The 20,078-nt window shown below is 62.2% G+C and carries 18 protein-coding genes; 9 read left to right on the top strand and 9 right to left on the bottom strand.

Features of this window, described 5'->3' with window-relative positions:
* Positions 1–16: 16 nt before the first annotated feature.
* The gene (locus N7650_RS01635) at positions 17–1,324 is read right to left on the bottom strand and encodes a murein hydrolase activator EnvC (RefSeq protein WP_279896752.1); all 1,308 of its coding nucleotides are present in this window, start codon (positions 1,322–1,324) and stop codon (positions 17–19) included.
* A 188-nt stretch (positions 1,325–1,512) separates the two neighbouring features.
* Positions 1,513–3,048: a 2,3-bisphosphoglycerate-independent phosphoglycerate mutase gene (gpmI, locus tag N7650_RS01630; RefSeq protein ID WP_279896751.1), complete on the bottom strand. Its 1,536-nt coding sequence runs from the start codon at positions 3,046–3,048 to the stop codon at positions 1,513–1,515.
* Between the two features lie 214 nt (positions 3,049–3,262).
* On the opposite strand from gpmI, the gene N7650_RS01625 reads away from it, so the two are divergent.
* The 3 genes from N7650_RS01625 to secB are packed head-to-tail and all read left to right on the top strand — an operon-like array spanning position 3,263 to position 4,455.
* Positions 3,263–3,679, top strand: coding sequence for a rhodanese-like domain-containing protein (locus tag N7650_RS01625; protein ID WP_009396095.1), 417 nt, complete (start codon positions 3,263–3,265; stop codon positions 3,677–3,679).
* 1 nt (position 3,680) lies between these two features.
* The gene (gene grxC, locus N7650_RS01620) at positions 3,681–3,935 is read left to right on the top strand and encodes a glutaredoxin 3 (protein ID WP_009396096.1); all 255 of its coding nucleotides are present in this window, start codon (positions 3,681–3,683) and stop codon (positions 3,933–3,935) included.
* A gap of 40 nt (positions 3,936–3,975) precedes the next feature.
* Positions 3,976–4,455, top strand: coding sequence for a protein-export chaperone SecB (gene secB, locus N7650_RS01615; protein ID WP_009396097.1), 480 nt, complete (start codon positions 3,976–3,978; stop codon positions 4,453–4,455).
* A 143-nt stretch (positions 4,456–4,598) separates the two neighbouring features.
* Here the strand turns inward: secB and trmL are convergent, their stop codons facing one another.
* Positions 4,599–5,054 carry a tRNA (uridine(34)/cytosine(34)/5-carboxymethylaminomethyluridine(34)-2'-O)-methyltransferase TrmL gene (gene trmL, locus N7650_RS01610; RefSeq protein WP_279896750.1) on the bottom strand — a complete coding sequence of 152 codons (456 nt, stop codon included), beginning with the start codon at positions 5,052–5,054 and terminating at the stop codon, positions 4,599–4,601.
* On the opposite strand from trmL, the gene N7650_RS01605 reads away from it, so the two are divergent.
* Complete coding sequence (locus N7650_RS01605) at positions 5,053–5,493, top strand: hypothetical protein (RefSeq protein ID WP_009396102.1); 441 nt, start codon at positions 5,053–5,055, stop codon at positions 5,491–5,493. The genes trmL and N7650_RS01605 overlap by 2 nt on opposite strands.
* 295 nt (positions 5,494–5,788) lie before the next feature.
* Here the strand turns inward: N7650_RS01605 and ntrC are convergent, their stop codons facing one another.
* The 5 genes from ntrC to glnA form a co-directional block, all read right to left on the bottom strand.
* Positions 5,789–7,225 (bottom strand): nitrogen regulation protein NR(I), encoded by a 1,437-nt coding sequence (ntrC, locus tag N7650_RS01600; RefSeq protein WP_009396104.1) that lies wholly within the window; start codon positions 7,223–7,225, stop codon positions 5,789–5,791.
* A complete protein-coding gene (glnL, locus tag N7650_RS01595; RefSeq protein WP_009396106.1) occupies positions 7,222–8,307 on the bottom strand; it encodes a nitrogen regulation protein NR(II) in 1,086 nt (361 codons plus the stop codon). Before glnL ends, ntrC begins: the two co-directional genes overlap by 4 nt.
* Positions 8,308–8,564: 257 nt before the next feature.
* Positions 8,565–9,170 carry a gamma subclass chorismate mutase AroQ gene (gene aroQ, locus N7650_RS01590; RefSeq protein WP_279896746.1) on the bottom strand — a complete coding sequence of 202 codons (606 nt, stop codon included), beginning with the start codon at positions 9,168–9,170 and terminating at the stop codon, positions 8,565–8,567.
* 202 nt (positions 9,171–9,372) lie between these two features.
* On the bottom strand, positions 9,373–9,816 hold the full coding sequence (locus N7650_RS01585; protein ID WP_009396116.1) for a cupin domain-containing protein: 444 nt from the start codon (positions 9,814–9,816) through the stop codon (positions 9,373–9,375).
* 146 nt (positions 9,817–9,962) lie between these two features.
* Complete coding sequence (gene glnA, locus N7650_RS01580) at positions 9,963–11,369, bottom strand: type I glutamate--ammonia ligase (protein WP_009396117.1); 1,407 nt, start codon at positions 11,367–11,369, stop codon at positions 9,963–9,965.
* Positions 11,370–11,699: 330 nt separating this feature from the next.
* Here glnA and thiI point away from each other — a divergent pair, with 330 nt between their 5' ends.
* Together thiI and typA are read left to right on the top strand one after the other, a co-directional pair.
* Positions 11,700–13,154 (top strand): tRNA uracil 4-sulfurtransferase ThiI, encoded by a 1,455-nt coding sequence (gene thiI / locus N7650_RS01575; protein ID WP_279896745.1) that lies wholly within the window; start codon positions 11,700–11,702, stop codon positions 13,152–13,154.
* A gap of 115 nt (positions 13,155–13,269) precedes the next feature.
* Positions 13,270–15,093 (top strand): translational GTPase TypA, encoded by a 1,824-nt coding sequence (gene typA, locus N7650_RS01570; RefSeq protein ID WP_009396119.1) that lies wholly within the window; start codon positions 13,270–13,272, stop codon positions 15,091–15,093.
* 157 nt (positions 15,094–15,250) lie between these two features.
* Here typA and N7650_RS01565 read toward each other — a convergent pair whose 3' ends face one another.
* Positions 15,251–15,655 carry a YkgJ family cysteine cluster protein gene (locus tag N7650_RS01565; protein ID WP_009396120.1) on the bottom strand — a complete coding sequence of 135 codons (405 nt, stop codon included), beginning with the start codon at positions 15,653–15,655 and terminating at the stop codon, positions 15,251–15,253.
* Positions 15,656–15,865: 210 nt separating this feature from the next.
* Here N7650_RS01565 and N7650_RS01560 point away from each other — a divergent pair, with 210 nt between their 5' ends.
* From N7650_RS01560 to N7650_RS01550, 3 genes are all read left to right on the top strand, one after another.
* Positions 15,866–18,316 carry a glycogen/starch/alpha-glucan phosphorylase gene (locus N7650_RS01560; protein WP_279896744.1) on the top strand — a complete coding sequence of 817 codons (2,451 nt, stop codon included), beginning with the start codon at positions 15,866–15,868 and terminating at the stop codon, positions 18,314–18,316.
* Positions 18,317–18,460: 144 nt separating this feature from the next.
* Positions 18,461–19,471: a class 1 fructose-bisphosphatase gene (locus tag N7650_RS01555; RefSeq protein WP_009396122.1), complete on the top strand. Its 1,011-nt coding sequence runs from the start codon at positions 18,461–18,463 to the stop codon at positions 19,469–19,471.
* Between the two features lie 6 nt (positions 19,472–19,477).
* Positions 19,478–20,074 carry a DUF924 family protein gene (locus N7650_RS01550; protein WP_009396123.1) on the top strand — a complete coding sequence of 199 codons (597 nt, stop codon included), beginning with the start codon at positions 19,478–19,480 and terminating at the stop codon, positions 20,072–20,074.
* Positions 20,075–20,078: the final 4 nt, after the last annotated feature.

The following is a 20,078-nucleotide window of genomic DNA, read 5'->3' as shown; positions in this document are numbered from 1 at the left end:
GTGAAAAAAGGTAAACCTATCCTTGACCGCGGCACCACTGCGTCGGGTCGGTCGGCTGGCCCTGCTGGCGGATGGCGAAGTACAACGCCGGCGTGCTCTGGCCACCGCTGTTGCCAACGGTGGAGATCGCTTCGCCGGCCTTGACGATGTCGCCAGCGCCCTTGAGCAGGGTCTGGTTATGACCGTAGAGGCTGAGGTAACCGTTACCATGGTCGAGAATGACCAGAAGTCCGGCCCCGCGCAACCAGTCGGCGAATACCACGCGGCCACCGTGTACCGCATGAACCTGGCTGCCGGCCGACGCGCTGATCATCACCCCGTCCCATTTGGCCCGGGCATCGTCCCCGCGGCTTTCACCGAAGCGCGCCAACAATCGACCATTGACCGGCCACGGAAGTTTGCCCCTTGCTGCAGAAAATGCGCCGCCGTAGACCGCGCCGTCGCTGGACACCAGCGGGCCGGGCGTGCGCAGCGGCTTTTTCGGCTCGTCGTCCTGGGTGCTGCGCGACGATTCGCGGGCGGCGAGGGCGGCCTCGCGCTGGCGTTTCTTCTCGGCTTCCTGCTCGGCAAGGGCGCGCTGGCGCGCTTCCTCGGCCTCGCGAGCCTGGCGCGCCAGGGTTTCCTCGATGGTCTTGAGCACCTTCCCCAGCTCGGCCTGCTCCTGCTCGCGGGCAGCCAGCTTCTGGTCGTTGGTCTTCAGGTTGCTGTTGAGCCTGGCGAGGATTTCCTGGCGTTCGGCGCGGGTCTTTTCCAGATCTTGGCGCTGGGCATCGAGGGTGCCTTGCTGGACCAGCAGTTGGGCCTGCTGCTGGGCAATGTCTTTCTCGACGTTGGCCAGCTGGCGCAGGGTCTCGTTGAAGCTGCGCAGTTGTTCCAGGCGAGCCTTGCTCAGGTAATCGTAATAGGTGAGCGTGCGGGCGAACTTTTCCGGGTTCTGCTGGTTGAGCAGCAGCTTGAGGTATTCCTCACGACCGTTGTTCTGATAGGCGGAGCGGGCCTGGATGGCGATCAGGCGTTGCTGTTCGATGCGGGCGGACTGGAGAGTCTTCTTTTCAGTGTCGAGGCGCTCCAGTTCGCCCTCGGTCTTTTTTAGTTCTTTCTGTAGCTCCTCTACCTGCTTCTCGAGCTTGCCGATATCGGTTTCGGTGCTGCGCAGGTCTTTCTGCACGCCGGATTTTTCTTCCTGCAGCGCACCGAGCTTCTTTTTCAGCTCGGCGATGTCCTGGCGCGTGGCGTCCAGTTGCTGCTGGGTTTGCGCGCGCTCGTCGGCGAAAGCCGGGCCGAGCAGGCAGGTCAGGGCTAGGAGGATCAGGGCGCGAAGCATGGAATGGCGATAACCAGGGGATGGAGACCGGCCTAGTATGCCCGCCGCTGGCGGCAAAAAAAACGCCCCATGGGGGCGTTTGTCCGGAATTCCGGGGATCTTGCGGGCCCCATCGCTGGCAAGCCAGCTCCCACAGGGTTCACCTTGTGGGAGCTGGCTTGCCAGCGATGGGGCCGGAACAGGCGAAATCAGGCTTTGACGAGGATCGAGGTACCAGTCATCTCCGCCGGAATCTCCATGCCCATCAGGGTCAGCATGGTCGGCGCCACGTCCGCCAGCACGCCGCCCTCGCGGACTTTCAGGTCACGCTTGCCGTAATAGATGAAGGGCACCGGCTCGGTGGTGTGCGCCGTGTGCGCCTGGCCGGTGGATTCGTCTTCCATCTGCTCGACGTTACCGTGGTCGGCGGTGATCAGTGCTTCGCCACCGACCTTGTCCAGCGCCTCGGTGATGCGACCGATACAGGCGTCCAGGGCCTCGACGGCCTTTACCGCAGCCGAGAACACGCCGGTATGGCCGACCATGTCGCCGTTGGCGTAGTTGACCACGATCACGTCGTAGCGCTGCTGCTCGATGGCCTCGACGATGCGGTCGGTGACTTCCGGCGCGCTCATTTCCGGTTGCAGGTCATAGGTGGCGACCTTCGGCGACGGGATCAGGATGCGTTCTTCGCCGGGGAACGGCTCTTCGCGACCGCCCGAGAAGAAGAAGGTGACGTGGGCGTACTTCTCGGTTTCGGCGATGCGCAGCTGGGTCTTGCCGTTGTTGGCCAGGTACTCGCCAAGCACGTTGTGCAGGCTGGCCGGGGCGAAGGCCGCCGGGGCCGGGATTTTCGCCGAGTACTGGGTCAGGCCGATGTAGGCCGCCAGCTTCGGCAGGCGTGCACGGGGGAATTCGTTGAAGTCCGGCTCGACGAACACGCGGGACAGCTCGCGGGCGCGGTCGGCGCGGAAGTTCATGAAGATCACGGCGTCGCCGTCCTCGACCTTCACGGCTTCGCCGATGCGCGTGGGCTTGACGAATTCGTCGCTCTCGTCGCGGGCGTAGGCGGCTTCGAGGCCGGCCAGGGCACTGTCGGCGCTGTAGTCGGCAATGCTGTCGACGATCAGGTTGTAGGCAGCGCTGACGCGGTCCCAGCGGTTGTCGCGGTCCATTGCGTAGTAGCGGCCGATGATGCTGGCGATGCGGCCCTTGCCCAGTTTGGCGAAGGTGGCGTCGAGCAGTTCGATGGACGATTGCGCGCTGCGTGGCGGGGTGTCGCGGCCGTCGAGGAAGGCGTGCAGGTAGATGCGCTCGGCACCCCGCTGCGCGGCCAGTTCGGCCATCGCCACCAGGTGATCCTGATGGCTGTGCACGCCACCGTCGGAGAGCAGGCCAAGGATGTGCACGGCCTTGCCGGCACCCACGGCTTTGTCGACGGCACCGGTCAGCACCGGGTTCTCGAAGAACTCGCCGTCGCGAATGGCCTTGGTCACGCGGGTGAAGTCCTGGTACACGACCCGGCCGGCGCCGAGGTTCATGTGGCCGACTTCCGAGTTGCCCATCTGCCCGTCGGGCAGCCCGACGTCCATGCCGGAGCCGGAGATCAGGCCATGCGGCCGGGTAGCGCGCAGGCGATCGTAGACCGGCGTGTTGGCGGCGAAGATGGCGTTGTACTCGGGGCTTTCGCTGTGACCGAAACCATCCAGGATGATCAGGACCAAAGGCTTGGGCGTGCTCGTCATCAAAATCTACTCACGGTTGTAGATGAGAAAGGTGCGCATTTTAGGGCAAATTGGCCAGTCTTGACGAATTCCGCGTCCCTTGAGCGACGGTCGTCCCGACAGACAGTATCGTCATGATGAGAATTACTGTCGTTTACCCCACGCAGCAGGCTTTGGCGGCCCATTGCTGCTGTGTATACTGGCCGCCATTTTTAATGACCTGGAATACCCTCCGATGGTTGCTCATCTGATTGAATTCGCGACAAATCACTACCTGCTGGTTGCACTTTTCCTGGTTCTGCTGGTTCTGCTGATCGTCTACGAAGCCCGCAAAGGCGGCCGCAGCCTGAGCAACGGCGAGCTGACCGCGCTGGTCAACGGCGACAAGGCCGTGGTGATCGATATCCGTCCCAGCAAGGACTACTCGGCAGGCCACATCGTTGGCGCGATCAACATCCCGCAGGACAAGTTCGCAGCGCGCATCGGCGAGCTGGAAAAACACAAAGGCAGCAAGACCCTGATCATCGTCGACAACATGGGCCAGCATTCCGGCACCATCTGCCGCGACCTGCTCAAGGCCGGCTTCACCGCTGCCAAGCTGTCCGGCGGTGTGTCCAGTTGGAAAGCCGACAACCTGCCGCTGGTGAAGTGACATGAAGCCGGTCATCGTCTATTCCAGCGACTACTGCCCGTACTGCATGCGTGCCAAGCAACTGCTGGCGAGCAAGAACATTGCCTTCGAAGAGATCAAGGTCGACGGCAAGCCCCAGGTTCGCGCAGAGATGACCCGGAAGGCCGGGCGCACCTCGGTGCCGCAGATCTGGATCGGCGAAACCCACGTCGGCGGTTGCGACGATCTTTATGCACTGGAGCGCGCCGGCAAGCTCGACGCCCTGCTCCAGGCGTGAATCCCAAACCCTCTAAAGACCCTGCAAAGAAGGATCTGTCATGACCGAGCAAAACAACGGCGCTGCCGAAGACAGCGCACCGCAATTCTCCCTGCAGCGCATCTACGTGCGTGACCTGTCGTTCGAAGCGCCGAAAAGCCCGGCGATCTTCCGTCAGCAGTGGGAGCCGAGCGTTTCCCTTGACCTGAACACCAAGCAGAAAGGCCTGGAAGGCGACTTCCACGAGGTTGTCCTGACCCTGTCGGTGACCGTGAAGAACGGTGACGAAGTGGCCTTCATCGCTGAAGTCCAGCAGGCCGGTATCTTCCTGATCAAGAACCTGGATGCGGCCTCGATGAGCCACACCCTGGGCGCGTTCTGCCCGAACATCCTGTTCCCGTACGCTCGCGAAGCACTGGACAGCCTGGTCACCCGCGGTTCGTTCCCGGCGCTGATGCTGTCTCCTGTCAACTTCGACGCCCTGTACGCGCAGGAAATGCAGCGCATGCAGGAAGCCGGCGAAGCGCCTTCGCTGCAGTAAGCGATGGTGGTTCAAGAAAGCGCCCTTCGGGGCGTTTTTTTATGCAGGTGGGATTTGTCGTGGGGTTGAGGGCCTCATCGCTGGCAAGCCAGCCCACAGGGATCGCATAACCCTGTGGGAGCTGGCTTGCCAGCGATGCTCTTTCAGGCGAAACCTTGCTGGCGCCAGGCCTCATAGACGGCCACGGCAACGGTGTTGGACAGGTTCAGGCTGCGGCACCCCGGGCGCATTGGCAGGCGCAGGCGCTGGCCGCTCTCCAGCGCATCCAGTATTTCTGCCGGCAAGCCACGGCTCTCCGGCCCGAACAGAAACGCATCGCCCGGCTCGAACGCCACTTCATGGAAGGGCTGCGAGCCCTTGGTGGTGAAGGCGAACAAGCGCGGCTGGCCCAGGCTTTCCAGGCACGAGGCGAGGTCGGCATGGCGCTTCAGGGTGGCGTACTCGTGGTAGTCCAGGCCGGCCCGGCGCAGGCGCTTGTCGTCCAGTTCGAAGCCGATCGGCTCGATCAGGTGCAGGTCGCAGCCGCTGTTGGCGCAGAGCCTGATAATGTTGCCGGTATTGGGCGGAATTTCCGGTTGAAAAAGGATCACGTGAAACATGCACGGCTCCGAGCATAAAGATGACGCGCATTCTACCCCCGACGAGCCGGACCCGCGTTCGAAATCCTGGCCGCGGGTCCTGTTTTCCCTCGCCCTGTTCGGCATGCTGGTGGGCCTGATGATCGGCCGCCTGACCGCGCCCGAGCCCCGGGTGCTGGAACAGGTGGAAGTGGTTACTGGCGGATTGGACCTTTGGTTCAACGAGGAACCCAGGCTGCACGGCGAAACCGTCGACGGTACCGTGGCACTGCTGTTCGATGCGGAGGGAAAGGCGGGGAAGGGCCAGCTGAGCTTCGGCGACAAGCCGGTGAGCTGGCGGCTGCGCAAGACCGATCAGGGTCTGTTGCTGAGCCTGGTGGCGGCCCGTCCACTGCAGGCCCGCTGGGCGGGAGAGTCAGTGGAGGACCGCTGGCGTGTGCAGGTGAGACTGCACGAATAAAAGAGGGGAATCCCCGGCCTGCCTGTACCAAGGCCCCCAAAACTGGAGATGTCTGTACTAATGCAGGCGCTGTGCCAACTTTTCAAAACCGCCTTGGATCAAGGGTTTCGGGCAGATTCAGGGGGATTGTCAGCAGATTGCTGATGATTTTTGCCTTCAGGCGGTGCGCGCGGCGCAATTTCGGTTCATGAATGGGGCATTCGCGCCGTGCCCCGGCTGAAACGACCGCGGGGCCGGCGCCTGGCACGATGTTCCGTGTCAGGCGCCGGCCCCGCGATCATTTCGCTGCGTCGGTTCAGGACTCTTCGTCGTCCCCATCGTCGGCACCGTCCACCTTCATGCCCAGTTCCTTGATCTTCCGGGTCAGGGTATTGCGGCCCCAGCCCAGCAGTACGGCGGCATCCCGGCGGCGGCCGGCGGTGTGCTTGAGAGCGGTCTCGATCATGATCCGCTCGAAGCTCGGCACGGCGCTGTCGAGCAGGCTCGACTGGCCTCGCGACAGCGCCTGGTCCGCCCACTGGCGCAGCGCCTGTTCCCAGTTGGTTACCGGGGCGGCGTCCTGTGGCAGGCTCAGCAGCTCCGGCGGCAGGTCACCGACATGCACTTCACGGCCGGATGCCATGACCGTGATCCAGCGGCAGGTATTCTCCAGTTGGCGCACGTTGCCCGGCCAGGGAAGGTTGCGGATGAACTCCTCGGTTTCCGGCTTGAGCAGCTTGGGTTCCACTGCCAGTTCCTGGGCGGCGCGCCCGAGGAAGTGACGGGCCAGGGCCGGGATGTCCTCGCGACGATCGGCCAGGCGCGGAATATGGATGCGGATCACGTTGAGGCGGTGGAACAGGTCTTCCCGGAACTTGCCGGCCTGTACCAACGTTTCCAGGTTCTGGTGGGTCGCTGCAATGATGCGCACATCGACCTTGACCGGCGTGTGCCCGCCGACCCGGTAGAACTCGCCGTCGGCAAGAACCCGCAGCAGGCGGGTCTGGGTGTCGGCCGGCATGTCGCCGATCTCGTCGAGGAACAGGGTGCCGCCGTCGGCCTGCTCGAAGCGGCCACGGCGCAGGTTGGCAGCGCCGGTGAAGGCGCCTTTCTCGTGGCCGAACAGCTCGGATTCCATCAGGTCCTTGGGAATCGCGGCCATGTTCAGGGCGATGAACGGTGCGCTCGCGCGTGGGCTGTGGCGATGCAGGGCATGGGCCACCAGCTCCTTGCCGGTCCCGGATTCGCCGTTGATCAGCACGGTGATGTTGGAATGGCTCAGGCGCCCGATGGCACGGAATACCTCCTGCATCGCCGGCGCTTCGCCGATGATTTCCGGGGTGCGGGTCAGGGCCGGGGCGACGTCCATGCCCTGTTGTTCCTGGGCATGCTGGTTGGCGCGCTTGACCAGCGACACCGCTTCGTCCACGTCGAAGGGCTTGGGCAGGTACTCGAATGCACCGCCCTGGTAGGACGCCACCGCGCTGTCCAGGTCGGAATGTGCGGTCATGATGATCACCGGCAGGCGCGGGTGCTGCTCGCGGATCTGTGCCAGCAGGTCGAGGCCACTGGCGCCCGGCATGCGGATGTCGGAGATGATCACGTCCGGCTGCTGGCGGGCCAGGCGGCTCATGACGCCATCGGCACTGTCGAAGCTCTGGGTATTCATGCCTTCCTGTTGCAAGGCTTTTTCCAGGACCCAGCGGATAGAGCGGTCGTCATCGACGATCCAGACAGTTTCACTACGGCTCATGAGGAAGCGGCTCCTTGTTCCAGTGGCAGGAAGATCGAGAAGGTGGTGTGGCCCGGGTGGCTGTCACACTCGATCAGGCCCTGGTGCTGGCTGATGATGTTCTGGGTGATGGCCAGGCCCAGCCCGGTACCGTCCGGGCGGCCGCTGACCATGGGATAGAAGAGGGTGTCCTGCAGTTCCGCAGGAATGCCGGGGCCGTTGTCGATGATCTCGACCTTGGCCACCAGGCGATGGCGCACATGGCCGATGGTGAACTGGCGCATGGCCCGGCTGCGCAGGGTGATGCGCCCCAGGCGCAGTTCGTTCTGCGCGCTGATGGCCTGCATGGCATTGCGGACGATGTTGAGTACCGCCTGGATCATCTGTTCGCGGTCGATCAGCACGTCCGGCAGGCTCGGGTCGTAGTCGCGCACCAAAGTGATGCCACCCTGGCTTTCCGCCTCGACCAGGCTGCATACCCGTTCCAGCACTTCGTGGATGTTGGTCAGGGCCAGCATCGGCAGCTTGTTCGAGCCGAGCATGCGGTCTACCAGGTTACGCAGGCGGTCGGCCTCTTCGATGATGACGTTGGTGTAGTCCTTGAGCCCTTCGTCGGGTAGTTCGCGGGCCAGCAACTGGGCGGCGCCGCGGATTCCGCCGAGCGGGTTCTTGATCTCGTGGGCCATGCCGCGCACCAGCATCTTGGTGGTTTCCTGCTTGGACAGCTGGGCCTCTTCCTTGGTGATGCGCAGCAGACGGTCGCGGGGATGCACTTCGAGCAGCAGCAGGGTGCGCCCGTTGCTGAGGATCGGCGTAACGGCGTAGTCGACGGTCAGGCTTTGCCCGGTCAACGAAGTGAGCTGGGCCTCGCGCTTGGTAAAGGGGTGCGCGTGCTCTACCGCCTGGCGCAGCGAGTTCAGGGCCTCGCTGGACTCGGTGAAGAGTTCGCTGATGAACTGGCCATGGCTACGCTGGCCGCTGATCGCCAGCAGCATCTCCGCCGCCGGGTTCATGTACTCAAGGCGCAGTTCGGCGTTGAGCAGGATGGTAGCGGTGGTCAGGTTGTCCAGTAGTAATCGGTGCAGTGCATCGCTGATGGTCATGTGGCGTCTTTGACCTCTTTTGGCACATGTCGGACCCGGCTCCGGCCAGGGGCGCGAACGCTGGTCATTCGCTGATCCGATGAAAATGCAAAAAGCAAACCAAGGCTCCGAAAAGAAGCGGAAATCCCGGTAATACGCCTGGGTTTGCCCGAAAAAAGTCTACAAAGCCCTGCTGCTGGAGATTTTGTGACCCAAAATGGGATGGAGTTCGAAGGTGCGCATGATTATGCGCACCAATATAGAGCATTGACCGGGACTCAATCGCTTTTGCACAGGCTGATGGTGGCTTGGGCCGTTGCGGCCATCATCATCAGCGGATATCCCTTTTCTCTTTTCTTGCTTTCCAGTGCGGTGCCAACCAGGATGCGGCATCGCTCCCGGTAGTTGGCGTTATCGAAGGCAGCGAGGCTGGACAGCAGCTCTTCCTGTATCTGGTCGAGAACGATACGCAGTGAAGCGAGATCTTCTCCGGGGGCGAGGTCAGGTAGCTTCTCGAATAGCCCGTTGGTCATGACGGCGGACTGGACAAATTTGCTGGCTTTTATCTGATCGGCAAAGAAGGTGCGCACGCGGTCCTCGCTCAAGCCATGACGCTTGCCCGCCTCGACGGCACTGGCGATTACTTCCTGTTCACGCTTGAGGTCCTCGAGGGGCAAGCGAGCCTTCGATTTGTAAATCGCCACCAAGCGAGCGGTGTCGTTTCGCTGCTCGATCACGCGCATAAGTCTGGTCACTTCCGGTGGTATGTCGACTGGAGGCGCGACCTCGTGGAGGGTCAGGTCGTCAAAGAGCAGTTCGCCAGCGACTGATGGGGCGCTGTATCCGATCAGGGCGACAAGGGGGAGTAACAGGATAAATCGCATAGGGCAGCCTCGCTTGAGTGAGCGGGCCAGCATGGGCGAAGGGGAAGAGACTTCACATCAGTGGAAGCGCCGATGCTTGTACGAAAAAGGCCTCCCGTGGGAGGCCTTTTCTTAATTCCAAGTTTCAAGCTGCAAGTCGCAAGAAAAAGCTGTGCTGCCGACTGCTTTTTCTTGTCGCTTGAAGCTTGTTGCTGGCCTGGGATCAACGTGCAGGTAATGCCTGCTCCTCTTGCGCCGCGATCACGGAAAGAGGCAGGCCCGGGCTACCCGCATAGAAAACGACCAGCTCTGCGCCGCGGCTGCCGGCGTGGCCGCGGTGGACTACGCCGGTGACTTCCGCGAGGGCTTCGCCGGCGCGCAGGCGCTTTTCGCGACCGTCGCGGGTTTCGACGCGCAACTCGCCCGCCAGCAGGTAGCCAGCATTGGGTGCAGGATGACTATGCCAGTCCAGGGAGGTATCGGGAGCGATACGGATCTTCAGCAGGCTGAGTTCGGGGCTGCCTGCGGGGTAGTCGGGATACGGCGAGCCGTCCCAGGCGGTGCTGGTGCGCAGCAGGAGCTGTGCATCGACGGGCTTGGTGGCGGGAGCACTGGAGCAGGCGCCGATCAGGGCCAGTGAACCGACAAGGAAGAGACGTTTGATCATGGCAGGGTCTCGCTGAGTGGGAGCGGACCAGCATGGTGGAGAGGGAAACGCTGGACTATCAGCTCTGGAGCTGAAGCCTGTAAGAAAAAGGCCTCCCGAAGGAGGCCTTTTCACGTACTTACGCCGCTTGCGCGTGCGTCACTGGATTAGCAGCTGTAGTACAGGTCGTATTCCAGTGGGTGTACGAAGGTACGGACCTTGATTTCTTCCTCGGATTTCAGAGCGATGTAGGCATCGATGAAGTCGTCGGAGAACACGCCGCCCTTGGTCAGGAACGCACGGCCTTTGTCCAGTTCTTCCAGGGCCTCTTTCAGGCTGCCGCAGACTTGCGGGATTTCCTTGGCTTCTTCTGGTGGCAGGTCGTACAGGTTCTTGTCCGCTGCGTCGCCTGGGTGGATCTTGTTCTGGATGCCGTCCAGGCCGGCCATCAGCAGGGCAGCGAAGGCCAGGTACGGGTTGGCAGCCGGATCCGGGAAGCGGGCTTCGATACGGCGGGCTTTCGGGCTGCCGACGTAAGGAATGCGGATCGAGGCGGAACGGTTGCGAGCCGAGTAGGCCAGCATGACCGGGGCTTCGAAGCCTGGGACCAGACGCTTGTAGGAGTTGGTCGAAGGGTTGGTGAAGCCGTTCAGCGCCTTGCCGTGCTTGATGATGCCGCCGATGAAGTACAGGGCGGTGTCGGACAGGCCGGCATAGCCTTCGCCGGAGAAGGTGTTCTTGCCTTCTTTCCAGATCGACATGTGCACGTGCATGCCCGAGCCGTTGTCACCGTACAGCGGCTTCGGCATGAAGGTCGCGGTGCGGCCGTAGGCATCGGCAACGTTGTGCACGACGTACTTCAGGGTCTGGACTTCGTCGGCCTTCTTCACCAGGGTGTTGAACTTGACGCCGATTTCGTTCTGGCCGGCAGTCGCCACTTCGTGGTGGTGGACTTCGACGGTCTGGCCCATCTCTTCCAGTGCGTTGCACATGGCGGTACGGATTTCGTGGTCGTGGTCGAACGGTGGAACAGGGAAGTAGCCGCCCTTGACGCCTGGACGGTGGCCCTTGTTGCCGCCTTCGACGTCCTGGTCGGACATCCAGGAGCCCTGCTCGGAGAAGATCTTGAACATCGAGCCGGAGATGTCGGACTTGAACTTCACTTCGTCGAAGATGAAGAACTCAGGCTCCGGACCTGCGAAGGCGGTGTCACCGATGCCGGTGCTCTTCAGGTACTCTTCGGCGCGCTTGGCGATCGCACGTGGGTCGCGATCGTAGCCTTGCATGCTCGAAGGTTCGATGATGTCGCAGACCAGGATCAGGGTCGGCTCTTCGGTGAACGGGTCCAGGACGGCGGTTTCGTCGACCGGCATCAGGATCATGTCGGAGGCTTCGATGCCTTTCCAGCCAGCGATGGAGGAACCGTCGAACATCTTGCCGACTTCGAAGAAGTCGTCTTCCAGCGCGTCACGGGCTGGCATGGTGACGTGGTGCTGGGTGCCGCGGGTGTCAGTGAAGCGCAGATCAATCCATTTAACGTCATGATCTTTGATGAGTTGAACCGACTTCGACATGGTGTCCTCCGGGTGGGGTAGAGCTTGCCTGTGCAGCCCTTGAATTTGGGTGATGCCGGGCCGGAATACTCGACCAAGGCAACCTGCCTCACAAGGGAGCAAATTGCATGCCAGTGCCCGAAAACGGGATTTATGCCCCCTTTTCTCGCGTTTAAGCCGTTTCTGTAGGAAATGTCGATTTTTTCTGCACTCTTTAGATGCGGCAATTTGGGAAAATGAACCAATTTGGTGCGCATTGAGGTGATCGGACAAAAGTTGGTCAAACCTTGAGCAATTTCCGCTATAATCCGCGCCCCCCTTTTTCGGCTGGCCGCTCGCGCGCTGTTTTCCATGAAACTGATCGTCAAAGTCTTTCCAGAAATCACCATCAAGAGCCGCCCGGTGCGCAAGCGGTTCATCCGTCAGCTCGGCCGCAATATCCGCGCCGTGCTGCGTGAGCTCGACCCCGAGGTCAAGGTCGATGGTGTCTGGGACAACCTCGAAGTGGTCACCCGCGTCGAGGACGAGAAAGTGCTGCGCGAGATCACCGAGCGCCTGACCTGCATGCCGGGCATCGCGCATTTCCTCCAGGTGGACGAATACCCGCTGGGCGACTTCGACGATATCGTCGCCAAGTGCAAAACCCACTTCGGCCACCTGCTGGCCGGCAAGCGCTTCGCCGTGCGCTGCAAGCGCGGCGGCCACCATGATTTCACCTCGATGGACGTCGATCGCTACGTGGGCAGCCAGTTGCGCCAGCAGTGCGGTGCTGCCGGCATCGACCTTCGCACTCCCGAAGTGGAGGTGCGCATCGAGATCCGCGACAAACGCCTCTACGTGATCCACAACCAGCACAAGGGTATCGGCGGCTACCCGCTGGGCGCGCTGGAGCAGACCCTGGTACTGATGTCCGGCGGGTTCGACTCTACCGTCGCGGCCTTCCAGATGATGCGCCGCGGCCTGATGACCCACTTCTGCTTCTTCAACCTGGGTGGCCGTGCCCACGAGCTGGGGGTGATGGAAGTCGCCCACTACCTGTGGAAGAAATACGGCAGCAGCCAGCGCGTGCTGTTCGTCAGCGTGCCGTTCGAGGAAGTGGTCGGCGAGATCCTCGGCAAGGTCGACAACAGTTATATGGGCGTGACCCTCAAGCGCATGATGCTGCGCGCTGCCGCCCGCGTTGCCGACCGCCTGGAAATCGATGCGCTGGTGACCGGCGAGGCGATTTCCCAGGTGTCCAGCCAGACCCTGCCGAACCTTGCGGTGATCGACTCGGCCACCGACAAGCTGGTGCTGCGTCCGCTGCTGGCCAGCCACAAGCAGGACATCATCGACCAGGCCTACCAGATCGGTACCGCCGAGTTCGCCAAGCATATGCCGGAATATTGCGGTGTGATCTCGGTGAACCCGACCACCTGCGCCAAGCGCCATCGCGTCGATCACGAAGAGAAGCATTTCGACATGCAGGTGCTGGAGCGCGCCCTGGAGCGTGCCCGCTACATCTCCATCGACAACGTGATCGATGAACTGGGTCAGGACGTGCAGGTCGAAGAGCTTGCCGAAGCCCTGCCGGGCCAGATCGTCATCGATATCCGCCACCCCGATGCCCAGGAAGACGCGCCCCTGCAACTCGACGGCATCGAAGTCCAGGCCGTGCCGTTCTATGCCCTGAACAGCCGCTTCAAGCACCTGGATGGCAACCGCCAATATTTGCTCTATTGCGATAAAGGTGTCATGAGCCGCCTGCATGCTCATCACCTGCTCAGTGAGGGACACGCCAATGTGCGCGTTTATCGCCCCGCCTAGGAAGCACGATGGCGATCGTTCCCGCCATCGTCCTCCCGACCGGATTTCCTGCTCCGTTTACTGAAACCCGCTGCCCTGGCGGCGGCACCGAATACCTGAGATCGAGATACACACAGTGATTGAGAATCTGCGCAACATCGCCATCATCGCCCACGTTGACCATGGTAAAACCACCCTGGTCGACAAACTCCTGCGCCAGTCCGGCACCCTGGAGCGTAACGAGCTCAACGACGAGCGCGTCATGGACTCCAACGACCAGGAAAAAGAGCGCGGTATTACCATTCTGGCGAAGAACACCGCCATCAACTGGAATGGCTACCACATCAACATCGTCGACACCCCCGGCCACGCCGACTTCGGTGGTGAAGTAGAGCGCGTCATGTCGATGGTCGACTCCGTGCTGCTGCTGGTCGACGCCCAGGACGGCCCTATGCCGCAAACCCGCTTCGTGACCAAGAAGGCGTTCGAAGCCGGTCTGAAGCCGATCGTCGTGATCAACAAGGTCGACCGTCCGGGCGCGCGTCCTGACTGGGTCCTGGACCAGATCTTCGACCTGTTCGACAACCTCGGTGCCACCGACGAACAGCTGGACTTCAAGGTCGTCTACGCCTCGGCCCTGAACGGCATCGCCGGTCTGGACCACACCGAAATGGCCGAAGACATGACCCCGCTGTACCAGTCGATCGTCGACAACGTACCAGCGCCTGCCGTTGACCGTGACGGTCCGTTCCAGATGCAGATCTCCGCTCTGGACTACAACAGCTTCCTCGGTGTTATCGGCGTTGGCCGTATCGCCCGTGGCCGCGTCAAGCCGAACACCCCGGTCGTCGCCATCGACACCGACGGCAAGCGCCGCAACGGTCGTATCCTGAAGCTGATGGGCCACCACGGCCTGCACCGCGTTGACGTCGAAGAAGCCCAGGCTGGCGACATCGTCTGCATCAGCGGTTTCGACGAGCTGTTCATCTCCGACACCCTGTGCTCCCCGGACGCAGTCGAAGCGATGAAGCCGCTGACCGTCGACGAGCCGACCGTTTCCATGACCTTCCAGGTGAACGACTCGCCGTTCTGCGGCAAGGAAGGCAAGTTCGTGACCTCCCGCAACATCAAGGAGCGTCTGGACAAGGAACTGCTGTACAACGTTGCACTGCGCGTTGAAGAAGGCGACTCCGCTGATAAATTCAAGGTTTCCGGCCGTGGTGAACTGCACCTGTCGGTCCTGATCGAAACCATGCGTCGCGAAGGCTTCGAGATGGCTGTAGGCCGTCCTGAAGTGATCATTCGCGAAGTCAATGGCGTCAAGCACGAGCCGTTCGAGAACGTCACCATCGACATCCCTGAGGAATCCCAGGGCAAGGTCATGGAAGAAATGGGCCTGCGTAAGGGCGACCTGACCAACATGGCGCCGGATGGCAAAGGCCGTGTACGTCTGGAATACAACATTCCAGCTCGTGGTCTGATCGGTTTCCGTAACCAGTTCCTGACCCTGACCAACGGTGCAGGCATCCTGACCTCGATCTTCGACCGCTACGACACCATGAAATCCGGCCACATGTCCGGCCGCCTGAACGGCGTACTGGTTTCGGTCGAGACCGGCAAGGCCCTGACCTACTCCCTGGAAACCCTGCAGGCGCGCGGCAAGCTGTTCGTCGAGCACGGCCAGGAAATCTACAACGGTCAGATCGTTGGTCTGAACAGCCGTGACAACGACCTGGGTGTGAACCCTACCAAAGGCAAGAAGCTCGACAACATGCGTGCTTCGGGCAAGGACGAGACCATCGCCCTGGTTCCGCCGGTTCGTTTCACCCTGGAACAGGCCCTGGAATTCATCCAGGACGACGAGCTGTGCGAAGTTACTCCTAAGTCGATCCGTCTGCGCAAGAAGATCCTCGACGAAGGCGAGCGTACCCGCGCTGCCAAGAAAGCCAAGGCCAACTAAGCCCGGCTTGAAATGAAAAAGCCCCTGGTCGCAAGGCCGGGGGCTTTTTTTTGCCTGAAATTCTTGTGGTGTTTTTCAGGGCCTCATCGCTGGCAAGCCAGCTCCCACAGGGTCTGCATGCGCCGTACCTGTGGGAGCTGGCTTGCCAGCGATGCTTTTAGCGGCTCGCCGGCTTCGGCTTGTAGGCACAGTATCCCGGCCGCGGCCCGACCCGTGGGTGATTGCGGCAGGTGTCCGGACGCTTGTCGTAAATGGTGCACAGGCGGGTCTTGCGGTCCAGATAGAGGCAGTCGTCGTTGCTCATGCGGGTCAGGGTGAAGATCCCGGACTTCTGGTTGAAGCGCTCGACGATGCCATCCTTCTGCAACCGCTTGGCGATATTCTTCGGCGGCTCGCCCACCTCGAATTCGTCCACCACGCCGATACGGATCAGGTCTTTCAACTTCACTTCCACCGGCAAGGTGCAGCAGGTGGACATGCAGCCGCCGCACATGTGGCTGGCGTATTTCTGCCACGTTTCGAGACGGTCGAGCTCGGCGGCGGCAATCAGGGTCGGTTTCATCAGGGGTCAGGCATATAGGTATAGGAAGGCGCGCGATCATACCGGAGTTGATCAAAATGTGAACAACCATTTGCGAAATCCCTGGCAATCGGTCCCGCTTTTGCAGAGGTTTGCAACGAGCCCTGGCGAACCCGCGCCGACGCTCTGTGTCGAAGCGTCTAGGCTGTCAGATCACCATCGGCAATCGTCAAACCCGCTCGAGGACCCCGCATGTCTCAGGAATCGAACGCTCGTGACGCAGAGGTGGCCGCGTTTCGCACCGCTGTATTGGAAAAACTGACCTATGCGGTCGGCAAGGACCCGGAACACGCCTTCGACCATGACTGGTTCGAAGCCATCGCCCTGGCCGCCAGGGACCATATGGTCGATCACTGGATGGACCACACGCGGCAGATCTACCGCAGTAGCCAGAAGCGGGTCTATTACCTTTCCCTGGAATTCCTGATCGGCCGGCTGCTCTACGACAGCCTGAGCAACCTCGGCCTGCTGGAGGTGGCCCGCGAAGCCCTGCAGGGGCTCGACGTGGACCTGGAGCGCATCCGCCTGCTGGAGCCCGACGCGGCGCTGGGCAATGGCGGCCTCGGGCGCCTGGCCGCGTGTTTCATGGAATCCATGTCGACCCTCGGTATCGCCGCCCACGGCTATGGCATCCGCTACGAGCACGGGCTGTTCCGCCAGGCGGTGGTGGATGGCTGGCAGCAGGAGCAGACCGAGAACTGGCTGGATTTCGGCAACCCCTGGGAGTTCGAGCGGGCCGAGGTGATCTATCCGATCAGCTTCGGCGGGCGAGTGGAGACCGTGCACGGTGGCGATGGCGAGCCGCGCCAGGTGTGGTGGCCGGCGGAAACCGTACGTGCGGTGGCCTACGACACGCCGGTGGTGGGCTGGCGTGGCGCGAGCGTGAATACCTTGCGCCTGTGGCGGGCGAGGGCGCTGGAGGAGCTGCACCTGGAACGCTTCAATGCGGGCGACCACCTGGGCGCGGTGGCGGAAGTGGCCCGGGCCGAGAGCATTTCCCGGGTGCTTTACCCGGCTGATAGCACCGAGGCCGGGCAGGAGTTGCGCCTGCGCCAGGAATACTTCTTCGTTTCGGCATCGCTGCAGGACCTGCTGCGCCGCCACCTGAACATGCATGACACCCTGCTCAACCTGCCAGAACAGGCAGCCATCCAGCTCAACGACACCCACCCGTCGATCGCCGTGGCCGAACTGATGCGTCTGCTGGTCGACCAGCATGAAGTGCCGTGGGACACCGCCTGGCAATTGACCGTCAATACCCTCGCCTATACTAACCACACCCTGCTCCCGGAAGCGCTGGAGACCTGGGCGGTGAACCTGATGGAGCGCATGCTGCCGCGGCACATGCAGATCATCTACCTGATCAACGCGTATCACATCGACTCGCTGCGGGCCAAGGGCATCCACGACTTCGACGTGCTGCGCGCGGTGTCGCTGATCGAGGAAGACAACGGCCGCCGGGTGCGCATGGGCAACCTGGCGTTTCTCGGTTCGCACAGCGTCAACGGCGTCTCGGCATTGCACACCAAGCTGATGCGCAGCACGGTGTTTTCCGAGCTGCATAAGCTCTACCCGGAGCGGATCAACAACAAAACCAACGGCATCACCTTCCGCCGCTGGCTGTACCAGTCCAATCCGCAGCTCACCGCCATGCTGGTCAACGCCCTCGGCGAGGACCTGCTGGACAGCCCGGAAACCAGGCTGCGAGACCTGGAACCCTTCGCCGACAAGCCCGGGTTCCGCAAGAAGTTCGCCGAGCAGCGCCTGCACAGCAAGCGTGCACTGGCGGCGATCATCCAGGAACGCCTGGGTATCACCGTCAATCCCGAGGCGATGTTCGACGTTCAGGTCAAGCGTATCCACGAGTACAAGCGCCAGTTGCTCAACCTGATGCATACCGTCGCCCTGTACCAGGCGATCCGTGCCGAGCCGGGCACCGACTGGGTGCCGCGGGTGAAGATCTTCGCCGGCAAGGCCGCAGCCAGCTATCACCAGGCCAAGCTGATCATCAAGCTGGCCAACGATATCGCCCAGGTCGTCAACAACGACCCGACGGTACGCGGCCTGCTCAAGGTGGTGTTCCTGCCCAACTACAACGTCAGCCTGGCGGAAAGCATCATCCCGGCGGCGGACCTTTCCGAGCAGATCTCCACCGCCGGCTACGAAGCCTCGGGCACCAGCAACATGAAGTTCGGCCTCAACGGCGCGCTGACCATCGGCACCCTCGATGGCGCCAACGTGGAAATGTGCGAACAGGTCGGGGCCGAGCACATGTTCATCTTCGGCCTCACCGCCCAGCAGGTCGAAGGCCGCAAGCGCAACGGCGATTTCGATGCCAGCCCGATCATCGGGGCCTCGCACCGGCTCAACGACGTGCTCCAGGCGATCCGTGGCGGGGTGTTCTCGCCTGACGATCCGGCGCGATACGTCGGGCTGGTGGACTCGCTGGTGTCCTACGACCGCTTCCTGCTTTGCGCCGATTTCGACGCCTATTGGGAGGCCCAGCGACGGGTCGACGAGCTCTGGCACGAGCCTGATCGCTGGTGGCGCTCGGCGGTGCTCAATACCGCACGCATGGGCTGGTTCTCGTCGGACCGGACCATTGGCGAATACGCCCGGGAAATCTGGACGGCGCTGGAATAGTCGGGAAAGGCGCGGCGAACGGCGGGAACCAGATCCCGGATGTGCCGTCTGATCGGGCAGGGCTGTCCTACTGCTCGCCCGCGCCTGCCTCTCCCTGTAAACTGCGTGGGTTTTTCTTACTCCCTCATTCCTCCGGAGCCATACATGTCCCGCGTTACCCTGAGTCGCTATCTGATTGAGCAGACCCGTAGCAACAGCACCCCTGCCGATCTGCGCTTCCTGATCGAAGTGGTGGCGCGTGCATGCAAGGAAATCAGCCACAACGTGTCCAAGGGCGCCCTCGGCGGTGTGCTGGGCAGCATGGGCACGGAAAACGTGCAGGGCGAAGTCCAGAAGAAACTGGACGTGATTTCCAACGACATCCTGCTCGAAGCCAACGAGTGGGGCGGTCACCTGGCCGGCATGGCCTCGGAAGAAATGGACAATGCCTACCAGATTCCGGGCAAATATCCGAAAGGCGCCTACCTGCTGGTCTTCGACCCGCTGGACGGCTCGTCGAACATCGACGTCAACGTTTCGGTCGGCACCATCTTCTCGGTACTGCGCTGCCCTAACGAATACCTGAGCCAGAACGAAAGCCTGAACGAAAAGGCCTTCCTCCAGCCGGGCACCAAGCAGGTCGCCGCCGGCTATGCCATCTACGGCCCGCAGACCATGCTGATCCTGACCTTGGGCAACGGCGTCAAGGGCTTCACCCTGGATCGCGAGCTGGGCAGCTTCGTCCTGACCCACGAGAACATCAAGGTTCCGGAAAGCACCGCCGAATTCGCCATCAACATGTCCAACCAGCGTCACTGGGAAGAACCGGTGACCCGCTATGTTGGCGAGCTGCTGGCAGGCGAGACCGGCCCGCTGAAGAAGAACTACAACATGCGCTGGATCGCCTCGATGGTGGCCGACGTGCATCGCATCCTGACCCGTGGCGGCCTGTTCATGTACCCGCGTGACGCGCGCGAGCCGTCCAAGCCGGGCAAGCTGCGTTTGATGTACGAAGCCAACCCGATGTCGTTCATCATCGAGCAGGCCGGCGGTGCGTCCACCGATGGCAAGCAGCGTATCCTTGACATCCAGCCGGACAGCCTGCACCAGCGCGTTGCGGTATTCCTCGGTTCGAAAGAGGAAGTCCAGCGCGTCACCGGTTATCACCAGGAGTAACCCGCCATGCTCGCACCTTGGCAGCCGCTGCTGGAATGGTGGTTCGGATGGGGCACCAGCCCGCAGGACGTCGCTGACGAGAAGAGCACGCTGTGGTTCGGCAAGCAGCATGACGCCGAGGCGCAGGAGCGCTTCGGCCCGCTGGTCGAGCAGGCGCTGGCCGGAGGCCTGGAGGAGTGGCTGGAAAGCCCGCAGGGCTGGCTCGGGCTGGTGCTGTTGCTGGACCAGTTGCCGCGGATGATCTACCGCGACACGCCGCGCGCCTTCGATGGCGACCGGCGCGCCCAGGTCCTGGTGATGCAGGGCCTGGACCGGGCCTGGGACTACCAGCTGCTGCCATTGCAGCGGGTGTTCATCCTGCTGGTGCTGGAGCATGCCGAAGTGCTGGACTGGCAGAACATCTGCGTCGAGCGCTACCAGACCCTGCTGGCAGCACAGCCGGCGGCGGATCGCCGCCTGTTCGAGGGATTCCTCGACTATGCCGAGCAGCATCAGCGCGTGATCGCCCGTTTCGGGCGCTTCCCGCACCGCAACCTGGTGCTCGGGCGACCCAGTACCAGCGAAGAAATGGATTTCCTCCTGGAACCTGGCTCCCGGTTCTGACCCC

The sequence above is a fragment of the Pseudomonas sp. GD04058 genome, assembly GCF_029836855.1.
Taxonomy (GTDB): domain Bacteria; phylum Pseudomonadota; class Gammaproteobacteria; order Pseudomonadales; family Pseudomonadaceae; genus Aquipseudomonas; species Aquipseudomonas bharatica.
This window is presented reverse-complemented; position numbering and strand designations above follow the sequence as displayed.